The sequence below is a fragment of the uncultured Marixanthomonas sp. genome (genome assembly GCF_963974425.1).
Lineage (GTDB): Bacteria > Bacteroidota > Bacteroidia > Flavobacteriales > Flavobacteriaceae > Marixanthomonas.
The window spans coordinates 25,460-37,492 of record NZ_CAXBCK010000038.1; the positions used below are offsets into that span (position 1 = coordinate 25,460).

The 12,033-nt window shown below is 33.9% G+C and carries 8 protein-coding genes and 1 pseudogene; all 9 read left to right on the forward strand.

Annotated elements, in window-relative coordinates; translation table 11 throughout:
* The first annotated feature begins 61 nt into the window (after positions 1–61).
* Positions 62–1,462 (forward strand): trypsin-like peptidase domain-containing protein, encoded by a 1,401-nt coding sequence (locus AACZ92_RS11725; protein ID WP_339701512.1) that lies wholly within the window; start codon positions 62–64, stop codon positions 1,460–1,462.
* Positions 1,463–1,604: 142 nt separating this feature from the next.
* On the forward strand, positions 1,605–3,053 hold the full coding sequence (locus AACZ92_RS11730; RefSeq protein ID WP_339701514.1) for a glyceraldehyde-3-phosphate dehydrogenase: 1,449 nt from the start codon (positions 1,605–1,607) through the stop codon (positions 3,051–3,053).
* A gap of 89 nt (positions 3,054–3,142) precedes the next feature.
* Positions 3,143–4,495 (forward strand): hypothetical protein, encoded by a 1,353-nt coding sequence (locus tag AACZ92_RS11735; protein ID WP_339701517.1) that lies wholly within the window; start codon positions 3,143–3,145, stop codon positions 4,493–4,495.
* A 28-nt stretch (positions 4,496–4,523) separates the two neighbouring features.
* Entirely contained in the window at positions 4,524–5,672 is a 1,149-nt protein-coding gene (locus tag AACZ92_RS11740; protein ID WP_339701520.1) for a hypothetical protein, read from the forward strand.
* A 28-nt stretch (positions 5,673–5,700) separates the two neighbouring features.
* Positions 5,701–7,368, forward strand: a complete 1,668-nt coding sequence (locus AACZ92_RS11745) for a cadherin repeat domain-containing protein (protein WP_339701523.1) — start codon at positions 5,701–5,703, stop codon at positions 7,366–7,368.
* Positions 7,369–7,397: 29 nt separating this feature from the next.
* Positions 7,398–8,837, forward strand: coding sequence for a hypothetical protein (locus AACZ92_RS11750; protein WP_339701525.1), 1,440 nt, complete (start codon positions 7,398–7,400; stop codon positions 8,835–8,837).
* A gap of 27 nt (positions 8,838–8,864) precedes the next feature.
* Positions 8,865–10,010, forward strand: coding sequence for a hypothetical protein (locus AACZ92_RS11755; RefSeq protein ID WP_339701528.1), 1,146 nt, complete (start codon positions 8,865–8,867; stop codon positions 10,008–10,010).
* A gap of 20 nt (positions 10,011–10,030) precedes the next feature.
* Entirely contained in the window at positions 10,031–11,482 is a 1,452-nt protein-coding gene (locus AACZ92_RS11760; protein ID WP_339701531.1) for a cadherin repeat domain-containing protein, read from the forward strand.
* Between the two features lie 119 nt (positions 11,483–11,601).
* Positions 11,602–12,033: pseudogene (locus tag AACZ92_RS11765) on the forward strand (hypothetical protein); the annotation flags it as partial.

The following is a 12,033-nucleotide window of genomic DNA, read 5'->3' on the forward strand; positions in this document are numbered from 1 at the left end:
AAATTTCAGAAAAATATAATCGTCTTTAATCATGTTAGTTAATAATAAAAAATAGTTTAAAATGAAACAGACAATTAGATTAGTAGCTGTTGCGCTGTTTGCCGGCGCTGTTACGTTAGGTGGCTACAAATACTTCGTTGAACCTAACCAAGAAATTACCGTGACCACTTCACACGAAAGTCCCAATAACTTTATCCCTACAAACTTTTCAAACACACCTGTTAGCAGTACCAATGCAGATTTTACCGAAGCTGCTGAAAAAACGGTACATGCGGTTGTTCACGTGAAAAACACAACAATCAGTAAACAACCCACCAATATGATGGAATACTTTAATGGTGGTGGTCAACCTCGAGAAATTGTAGGTGCCGGAAGTGGTGTAATAATCTCGCCCGATGGTTATATTGTGACAAATAACCATGTTATTGCAAATGCTTCTGAACTGGAAGTAACTTTAAATAACAACAAAATTTATAAAGCTAAATTAATAGGCACCGATCCTAAAACCGATATCGCTTTAATTAAGGTTGTCGCCGATGAAGATTTACCTTTCATTCCTTTTGGAGATTCAAACAATGTAAAATTAGGAGAATGGGTACTGGCCGTGGGGAATCCGTTTAATTTAAATTCTACCGTAACTGCTGGAATTATCAGTGCCAAAGCCCGAGATCTTAACCAGTTTGATAGCAATCCGCAGTCCTTTATCCAGACCGATGCTGCCGTAAATCGCGGCAATAGCGGTGGAGCCTTAGTGAATGTTCGAGGCGAATTAATTGGTATTAATACCGCCATAACTTCAGAAACTGGATCGTATGTTGGGTATTCTTTTGCAGTGCCGTCCAATAATGCCCGAAAAGTAATTGAGGATATTATGGAGTTTGGTAATGTACAACGTGCTATTTTAGGCATTCGTGGCGGAACCTTAAACACAAATGTTGCTGACGAGCTAGGTATAAATGAAACACAAGGCGTATATGTAGCAAGTGTAGAAACAGGAAGTGGTGCCGATAAAAGCGGACTAAAGCAAGGTGACGTTATTAAAAAGATGGACGGACTTTCGGTGAGTAAATTCTCCGATCTTTCTGGATATTTAGGTTCTAAACGTCCAAATGATGTGGTTGATGTTTTGATATTACGTAACGGTAAAGAAAAGCACATTCCTGTTACATTGGTAAAATTAGAAACTTTTGAAATAGAAAACCTTGGGTTAGAAGTGAGAAATGCTAATTCAGCCCTTTTAAAACAACGAGGTGTTGATAATGGGGTTATTGTTTCAAAAGCATTAAGTAAAGATATGGCTCGCTATAATCTAGAGGGAATTGTTATTACTAAAATAAATGACGAAGTAATAGAGGATATAGACGATGCGAAACGCATAATGAACAATCGTGATTTTAATGCACCTATTAAGATGACGTTTGTAAATCAGCGAGGCGAATTAAACTCATTTATCTTTAGATAGTACATTTGTGATTTTTAAAGAAGCACCCCTTGTAAAACCACGGTTATCCAAGGGGTGTTTGTTTTAGATTAATATTAACTTCCCCAAACCGAAGAAAATACCTATTTTTGCAGCGATTTTTAAACCCTTAAACAACACAACCATGAGCTTTGATGAAGTTTATGAAAAAGAGCTTTCTTTTCAAACCGACCGCCGTAAGGCTTCCGTAGAATTTATTAAGATTATTAGTGACCTTTGGTACGACAAATCTATTGAGTTGGTTCTTTTTCGCAACCAATTAATAGACCGTAACGTAAGTGAAATATTAAACCTTCACGAATATGCGGGCGAATTTGTACAAAAACCAATTTCAATTTTTGATTCTGTTGAAATAGCTCAAGCAATTAAAACCCTTGACGTACCACCAGCAAAATTAGATATAGGAAAACTTACATACGAATATCACCTTGAAGACAACCAGTATGAAAATGCTATTGCTTTTGTAAGTGATAAACTTAAAAACGCAAAGGAAAAAGAAGACATCTCTCCTAAAGATGTTGTGTTGTACGGTTTTGGTCGTATTGGTCGTTTATTAGCTCGAGAGTTGATGACACGTACCGGTCAAGGAAACCAGTTACGCCTACGTGCTATTGTAGTTCGTGGAAATGTAGACCAAACCATTCTTGAAAAAAGAGCTTCTTTATTGCAAAACGATTCTGTTCACGGAGATTTCCCAGGGACAGTTCGTGTAGATATAGAAAACAAAGCCTTGGTAATTAATGGGACGACGGTTCATATCATTTCGGCAAATGCACCAGAAGATATTGATTACACAGAATATGGTATTGAAAATGCTTTAATTATTGATAATACAGGAGCATTTAGAGACCACGAAGCCTTATCTAGACACTTAAAAGCAAAAGGAGCTGCAAAGGTATTATTAACAGCGCCAGGTAAAGGAGTCCCTAATATTGTTCACGGTGTAAACCATACGGAGCATGATCCTGAAAAAGTAGATATTTTCTCTGCTGCTTCATGTACTACAAATGCAATCACACCTGTTTTAAAAGCTGTTGAAGATTCATTAGGCGTGGTTCATGGACATTTAGAAACCATTCACGCATATACTAATGACCAGAACTTGGTTGATAATATGCACAAGAAATACCGAAGAGGTCGCGCTGCTGCCTTGAATATGGTAATTACTGAAACGGGCGCTGGAAAAGCAGTTTCAAAAGCATTGCCTTCTTTTGAAGGAAAATTAACTTCAAACGCAATTCGTGTTCCAGTTCCTAATGGATCGTTAGCAATTTTAAATTTAGAGTTAGAAGCGAAAACATCCGTTGATGGTATTAATTCTATTATGAAGAAATATGCATTAGAAGGTGACTTAGTAGAGCAAATTAAATACTCATTAAGCAACGAACTTGTATCAAGTGATATTGTTGGTTCTTCTGCCCCTTCAATTTATGACAGCAATGCAACTATTGTAACTGAAGATGGTAAGAACGCCGTATTGTACGTTTGGTATGATAATGAATATGGTTATAGCCATCAAGTAATTAGGTTAGCAAAATACATTGCTGAAGTAAGACGGTATACGTATTATTAGCAAAACACTATTTTTTAATAATAAAATCCTGTTGGTAACTCTACAACAGGATTTTTTTTATATTTGAATTTTATTTTTAACATTATTTTATGAAATTATTACTACACCGACTCTTTTTTCTTCAGGTACTATTAATCTGCACAATTTCCTGTTCCTCGGACGATAACAATCCAGAACCCATTCAAATAACAGTAACAGCTTCCGACTTTACAACAACAATGGATGAAAATCCTACGAACGGACAAGTTATTGGCCAAATTGAAGCTAATACTAATGAAGGCGACCTTTCTTTCACCTTATCACAACAACAAAATCCGGCTGGTGCCTTAGCGGTCAATGCAACTTCTGGCGAATTGACCGTAGCAGATGAAACGCTTTTTGATTTTGAAACCAACTCGATTATTACTGCTGTGGTAACAGTGGCCAATGGGGGGATTTTTCAAAACATTGCAGTAGAATTAAATCTACAGGACGTTTTTGAAGAAAAAGTGTATGAAGGTGATGTGATTCTAAACACCCAGAAAGAAGTGGACACCTTTGGAGCCAATGGATACACACGTATTACTGGAACGCTAACTCTTGGTCTGGAAAATAGTACAAACAATATCATTTTGCTCCACCCATTATTAGATCTTATAAAAGTTGATGGCTCTTTACTGGTTCAATTCAATAAAATATTGGAGAATATGGATGGTCTGTCAAATTTAACTTTTGTAGGTAATGACATAGAAATATACCGAAATGATAATCTTAAAAACATTGATGCATTAGAAGGTTTAACACAGATAAACGGCAGATTAATACTTCGAGATAACAATTCATTATTAAACATTGAAGGATTTCAAAATGTAACGTTCATTGAGAGCCACCTTTTTATTGAAGAAAATAATTCTTTAATAAATTTAGAAGGCTTGAACAACATTACCTTTTTAAAGATATTGAGGTTTTATGGCAACAGCTCGTTACAAAATATCAATGCACTATCAAATTTAAAAACGCTACAGTCATTATCTATAAGCAACAACCCACTTCTCTCAAATATTAATGGACTGGAAAAAATAACTTCAAGTTCTATCATACGTATAGCTAACAATGATTTATTAAATAATTTGGAAGGCTTGAAAAACCTACAGATAATTAGTGGAGATTTAATCATTAGCCAAAATGACTTGTTAAATGATTTAGAAGGACTACGTTCATTACAATCTATTGGTGGCACTTTAATTATTAGTACAAATGAAGTATTGACAAATTTAAATGGTCTTAGTAATCTTAACACACTCGGATGGGAATTAAAAGTGTATTTCAACGATTCGTTGTCAAACTTATGTGGTTTGCAAAAACTATTAAAAGAAGGAAAATTTCAAGCGGGATATTATGTTTACAATAATACTTATAACCCTACAGAACAAGACATTATAGACGGTAATTGCAGCCTTTAATTTCTATGCTAAAAACGAAATATTACTTATGAAATTATTTACAAAAAATTCAATAATTTATTTTATATCTCTTTTTACAATTATAAATACCGTTTCTTGTTCCTCAGATGATGAATCCCTAGAAAGTATTCAAGTAACGGTTACAGCTAGTGACTTTACAACACCAATGGATGAAAATCCTAGGAGCGGACAAGTTATTGGCCAAATTGAAGCAAGTACCAATGAAGGCGACCTTTCCTTTACGATAACACAACAGCAAAATCCAGTTGGTGCCTTAGCGGTCGATGCAACTTCTGGCGAATTGACCGTAGCAGATGAAACGCTTTTTGATTTTGAAATAAACCCAAGTATCACTGCGGTAGTAACAGTAGCAAATGAGGGAATTTCACAAAATGTTATTTTAGAAATAAATGTACAAGACATTTTTGAAGAAAAAATATATGAAGGTGATCTTTTGTTAGTAACGCAAAAAGATGTAGAAGCTTTTGCACAACAAGAATATACTCAAATTACTGGCTCCTTAAATATCGGAGACTATTCAGAAAACAATGATATATACGACTTGAGCCCGTTACAATCATTAACCAAAATTGATGTTGGTTTAAATATTTTTGCTAATGATTTACTACGTAACTTAAATGGGCTTGAAAACTTAAATTATATTGGTGGTAACTTATTAATTCGGAATAACAATCTATTAGTAGACATCAAATCACTTAGTCAATTGACTGATATTCAAGGCAATCTAGAGATGTCATATAACTTTTTATTGGCAGATTTTACTGGGTTGCATAATATAACCACAGTTAAAGGATCGCTAAGTATTTTATATTATCGATATAGCGAAATCAAAGGACTTTCAAGAATTACTGCAGTAGAAGAAGATTTAATCTTATACTTCAATAATTCCCTTGAAAAACCTAATTTAAACAATATAAAATCTATTGGGGGAAAGCTTGAGATTAGAACAAATTACTATATCTTCAATTTAGACTTTCTTACAAATTTAGAAGAAGTAGATGGTGATTTGATTATTACCGGAAATAATCGTCTTGAAAATTTATGTGGTTTGCAGCCACTGTTAGCAGCAAACAACCTAAACGGAACTTACACCGTTGCAGACAACCCCTACAACCCCAGCAAACAAGACATTATAGAAGGAAATTGTAGTCTCTAATATTTCACAATAAATCTAAAATTACTTTATGTATTCATTCTACAAAACTTCATTTTCAAAATTACTATTTATTGTTTCGTTATTTTCTATCTTCTCTTGTACTAAAGACGACGATACCCCTGCAAAAGAGGAGTTCAACAATACTGAAGTAACAGTAACTGTTTCCGACTTTAAAACCACTATCGATGAAAATCTTGAGGACGGTGAAGTTATAGGTCAGGTAATTGCCAGTACCAATACAGGCAGTATCACGTTTTCCATAACTGAGCAAAACCCAGAAAATGCTTTTTATATTGACAGTGCTACGGGAGAATTAATCGTAACCGATAGCACGCTTTTCGATTTTGAAACCAACCCAAAAATAACTGGAACCGTTAAAGTGACAAATGGCGATATCTCCAAAAATGCCGCGGTGGAAATAAACATAAGTGACGTATTTGAAGATAAAGTTTTTGAAGGTAATGTCATCTTCTTTACCCAAGAAGAAGTAGATGCTTTTGGAGCTCATGAATATACCCATATCGCTGGTAGTATAAATGTTGGTGACTTATTTGGATCCTACAGCCAAATAACAAATTTGGAACCTTTGCAATCAATACGTAAGATAGATGGTAATTTAATAGTTGCTTTTACAGAATTACTAGAGACTCTTAATGGGTTCCAAAATATAACGTCCATTGGTGGACAAATAATAATATGGGCTAATCAAGCCTTAACCAATATAGATGGTTTGGAAGGGCTCACAATTATTTTAAATGAGTTTTTAATATGGAGCAACATTGCCTTAGAAAATATTAACGGACTCAATAATGTCACGCAGATAGTCTCCAACTTCAATATTACAGGCAATAGATCATTAAAAAATCTGGATGGCTTATCCAACCTAAATTCTATAAGCATAGACTTTATCGTTTCGAGCAATGATGAATTAGAAAATATTGATGGCATATCTAACCTTTCCGCTGTAGGAAAAGACATTGAATTCAAGAGTAATTCCAAATTACATAACATAGATGCCCTACAAGGGTTAACACAAATAAACGGTAGGTTAGATATAGGAGATAACGATTTATTACAGAATATAGAGGGACTTCAAAACGTAACTTTTATTAATGGTTTTCTCGTTATCGAATCAAATGACTCTCTACTGAATTTAGAGGGATTGAATAACATCAATTCTATATATGGAATACAGCTTAGAAATAATATTTCATTAACAAACATCGATGCTTTATCAAACGTTCAAACACTTCGAGAGTTATCCATCTATAGGAATCCGCTTCTTACAAACATAAACGCCTTGGAGAATATTAACTCATTAAGCAACTCTTTATCAGTAAGCAACAATAACTCATTGACCAATTTGCAAGGGTTGAAAAACATTCAAAGAATTGGCGGAAGTTTAGAAATATGGAGTAACCCATCATTAAACAACCTAGAAGGACTACGCTCATTACAATTTATTGGTAATCGACTAAATATAGATGACAATGATTTATTGACAAATTTAAGTGGTCTTCGTAATCTTAAAAGGCTTTCAAGTGATTTAACAATAACATTCAATAGTTCGCTTTCAGACTTTTGTGATTTACAAAAATTATTTACAGAAGGAAGCTTTCAAGGAGATTACGATGTTGCAAGAAACACTTTCAACCCCACTCAACAAGACATCATAGACGGCAATTGCAGCCTTTAATATTTCAAATTAAAGCCAAAACAATTTTTATGGAACGATTGACTAAAAATTCAGCATTTTATTTTCTATTTCTTTTTACGGTAATAAGTAACGTTTCTTGCTCAAAAGATGATGAATCCACAGAAAGCATTGAAATAACCGTTACAGCTAGTGATTTTACAACAACAATGGATGAGAATCCTACAAACGGACAAGTTATTGGCCAGATTGAAGCGAGTACCAATGAGGGCGAACTTTCCTTCACCCTAACACAACAACAAAATCCTGCTGGTGCTTTAGCGGTCAATGTAACTTCGGGCGAATTGACAGTGGCAGATGCAACGCTTTTTGATTTTGAAACAAACCCAACGATTACTGGAACGTTGAAAGTTGCAAATGGGGATGTTTCAGAAAATGTTTTGGTTAAAATTAATTTAATTGACTTGAATGAAGAAAAGATTTATGAGGGAGATGTTATTTTAAAAACACAAGAAGAAGTAAACATATTTGGAGCTAATGGATACACGCGCATTGCCGGAACTCTGACGATTGGCTTGGACAATGATCAAAACGATATCACGTCCCTCAATCCGCTACTGGACTTATTAGAAGTTGATGGCTTTCTATCGATTAGGTTTAATAAGCTATTGAATAATTTAGATGGCTTACAGAACCTTAAGACCATTGGTGACTATTTTACGATAAGCGAAAACGAATCGCTAAAAACTATCGGCCCGTTTGAGAATCTCATTACCCTTGATTCATTTTCTCTTTATGATAACGCTTCACTTAATCAAATTAAAGGGTTTAACAACGTTATTTCTTTAGAAGGTGATTTGCAAATCATCGGCAGCCCATCAATTACAAAAATCGAAGGTTTTAATAGCTTAATAACCCTTAAAAAATTGACTGTAATGGGCAATGATGGGATAGAAACCTTTTCTGGTTTCAACAGTCTACAAACTATAGATGACCATTTTTCCTTTCAAAACAATAAAAATCTAACTGCTATTAATGGGTTTAATAAATTGCAGTCTTTTAGAAGATTAAGTTTGCAGCTGAATTCAAAACTCGAAAACTTAGAATTTAATAATTTAAATCCAACCAATCAACCTATTGTTGGAATAACAATATACCGTAATGATGCTCTTACCAATATTAACTTTCTCAAAAACGCTTCTATCATCAACGGAAATTTTTTTATTAGCTATAATAGTTCATTAAAAAACCTCAGCGGACTAGTAAACCTTAATGCTATTACCGAAACTTTAATGATTGGTTACAACGATTCTATTGAAAATCTGGATGGCCTGCAAAATATATCACATATTGGAGAAGACCTACGAATTTTTAATAATGTTACATTAACTGATTTTTGTGGGCTGACACCATTGGTAACTGGATATGACATCTCTGGCTATCTTGAAATTTATGAAAACGCTTACAATCCTTCTCAACAAGACATCATAGACGGCAATTGCAGCCTTTAATATTTCACAAAAAACCAAAGCACTTTTATGAAGCCATTGACCACAAATCCAATAATTTATTTTCTATCTCTTTTTACGTTTATGAGTATTGTTTCTTGTTCATCAGATGATGAGGCTTCAGAAAAAGTTCAAATAACCGTTACTGCTAGTGACTTTACAACAACTATGGATGAAAATCCTACAAACGGACAAGTAATTGGCCAGATTGAAGCAAGTACTAATGATGGCAATCTTTCCTTTACGGTAACACAACAACAAAATCCGGTTGGTGCTTTAGCTGTCAATGCAGTGTCCGGCGAGTTGACCGTAGCAGATGAAACGCTTTTTGATTTTGAAGCAAACCAAACTATCACTGCGGTGGTAACAGTGGCAAATGAGGGAATTTCACAAAATATTACTGTAGAAATAAATATACAGGACATTTTTGAAGAAAAAGTGTATGAAGGCGATGTTTGGCTAGCCATTCAAGAGCAAGTAGATGCTTTTGCTGCAAACGAGTACACACAAATTACTGGTAACCTAAAAATTGGCTTAGTTTTAAATAATGAAATACATGATTTGAGCTCGTTACAAACCTTAACCAAAATTGATGGCAACTTAAATATATCACGAAATTACTTTCTTCCCAATTTAAATGGCCTAAACAATTTAAACCATGTAGGAGGTAATTTATTTATTAACTCAAACGATTTATTAATAAATATTGAAGCCCTTGACCAATTAACCACCATTAATGGTGATCTAAATTTAATTGGTAATAAGCAATTAGCAAACTTTACGGGCTTGCATAATATTACTACAGTGCAAGGTTCTCTTGATATTGAATACTTTCAGTATAAAGAGATTAAAGGGCTTTCGGGGCTTACTTCAGTAGAGAATAATGTCATCATATTTTATAACGATCTACTGGAAAAACCAAATTTAAACAACCTAAAATTTATTGGTGGAAAACTTGAAATTAGAGCTAATAACTATATCTTAAATTTAGATTTTCTTACAAATTTAGAAGAAGTACAGGGTGATTTAATAGTTACTGGAAACAATCTCCTTGAAAATTTATGCGGCTTGCGACCATTATTGATAAATGATAACCTACAAGGATCATACAATGTCGCAGAAAACACTTACAACCCCAGCAAACAAGATATTATAGACGGAAACTGTAGTCTCTAATATTAATCAGAACCATTCTTATGAAACCATTGACAAAAACTTCATTTTTAAAACTCGTATTTATTGTATCGCTTTTCTTCATCGCTTCATGTTCTAAAGACGATGATAAACCCATAAAAGAAGAAACTGAAACTGAAACTGAAGTGACCGTATCGAACTTCTCGATCTCTATTGACGAAAACCCCGAAAATGGAGAGACCATCGGTCAAGTTGATGCCAGCACCAATACAGGGAGCCTTACGTTTTCCATAACTGAACAAAACCCAGAAAATGCGTTTTATATTGATAGTGCTACGGGCGAATTGACAGTGGCAGATGCAACGCTTTTTGATTTTGAAACAAACCCAACGATTACTGGAACGTTGAAAGTTGCAAATGGGGATGTTTCAGAAAATGTTTTGGTTAAAATTAATTTAATTGACTTGAATGAAGAAAAGATTTATGAGGGAGATGTTATTTTAAAAACACAAGAAGAAGTAAACATATTTGGAGCCCACAATTACACACAAATTAATGGGCTGCTTCTCATTGGCCATCCTGAGGATACAGAAACTACTGATATTATAAACTTAACTCCTCTTCACAGTATCCGTATTATTAACAATAGCTTTCAAATTAAAAATAATTCATTATTAACAACAACAAAAGGACTTAATATCAATTTCATTCTTGGGCAACTTGCAATTTCTAACAATCCTTCCTTAGAAAGGATAAAAGGATTTACTAGTATTACGTCAATTCCTGGAATATTTCTTTTTGATAATAAAACTTTAACCGATGTCTCAGGATTAAGTCAAGTCACTAACATCGAGTATAACTTTTCCATAACTTTATGTCCATTATTATCAAATATTGATTGGCTACAAAATCTAACATCCGTTGGAAATGGATTAAGCATAAGTAATTGTGATTCACTCAAAAATATAGATGGCCTTAGTAATCTAACAAATTTTACTGATGAATATGGGTATATAAATTTTTCTCACAATAAAGCATTAGAAAATTTAGATGGTCTCCAAAATTTAAACACCTCCATCATCGAACTAAGTATATATTATAATAACTCACTAGAAAATATCCATGGTTTGGCTAATATTGACGTTATACAGAACTTAACTATTACTGGTAATGATTTGCTTCAAAGTTTGCACGGATTAGAAAAAACAACTTCGGTGAGTATAAGCACCATTATTAAACACAACAATTCACTTACTGATTTACAGGGTCTTAACAATTTAAATAATGCAAGCGGTTTTTTTGATATAAAATATAACGATAACCTAATAAGTTTAAACGGTTTAAATAACCTGCACGATTTTGAAAGCCTACACATTTATTACAATGTAAAACTTTCTGACTTTTGTTCTTTACAAAATGTTTTCATAAAAAATTCGAACTATTACTACGATAGTTTAGGCAATGCCTACAACCCCACCCAACAAGACATCATAGACGGCAATTGCAGTTTATAATAAATCAATTAAAATCTAACTATAAAACTAAAATCCCGCCTACGTGCGGGATTTTTTTATGACTTCATTAACTGGTAATCAGCCTTATTTCGTTGAAATTTGGTGCAAAACCTTCAGAAATGACTGAAAAGAAAAAAAGACACGCTTATAAAAAGAAACGGTACACCATCCCCATAATCATTATAATCCTATTGGTTGCTTTTAGAATATACCTGCCAACTTTAATAAAAAACTATATTAACGATGTTTTAGCAGATATTCCCGGTTATTACGGTCAAGTAGACGATATTGACCTTGCCTTGTACCGTGGCGCGTATGTTATTGACGGGATGTACCTAGATAAAGTAACTGCAGATACGCAGGTTCCTTTTTTAAAATTTCCGAAGAACGATATCTCAATAGAATGGAAGTCACTGTTTAAAGGTAAAGTGGTAAGTGAAATAGTCATGTACAGCCCTGAAGTAATCTACGTATTTGAAGACCAAAAACAAACACCCGCAGAAGGAGAAGCCGATGTAGACGATTGGACAAAAGCCTTAACAGACATTGTC

Coding starts and splice junctions, on each gene's coding strand:
- AACZ92_RS11760 (WP_339701531.1), top strand. CDS start 10,031: ATGAAACCATTGACAAAAACTTCATTTTTAAAACTCGTATTTATTGTA.
- AACZ92_RS11740 (WP_339701520.1), top strand. CDS start 4,524: ATGAAATTATTTACAAAAAATTCAATAATTTATTTTATATCTCTTTTT.
- AACZ92_RS11735 (WP_339701517.1), top strand. CDS start 3,143: ATGAAATTATTACTACACCGACTCTTTTTTCTTCAGGTACTATTAATC.
- AACZ92_RS11750 (WP_339701525.1), top strand. CDS start 7,398: ATGGAACGATTGACTAAAAATTCAGCATTTTATTTTCTATTTCTTTTT.
- AACZ92_RS11755 (WP_339701528.1), top strand. CDS start 8,865: ATGAAGCCATTGACCACAAATCCAATAATTTATTTTCTATCTCTTTTT.
- AACZ92_RS11745 (WP_339701523.1), top strand. CDS start 5,701: ATGTATTCATTCTACAAAACTTCATTTTCAAAATTACTATTTATTGTT.
- AACZ92_RS11730 (WP_339701514.1), top strand. CDS start 1,605: ATGAGCTTTGATGAAGTTTATGAAAAAGAGCTTTCTTTTCAAACCGAC.
- AACZ92_RS11725 (WP_339701512.1), top strand. CDS start 62: ATGAAACAGACAATTAGATTAGTAGCTGTTGCGCTGTTTGCCGGCGCT.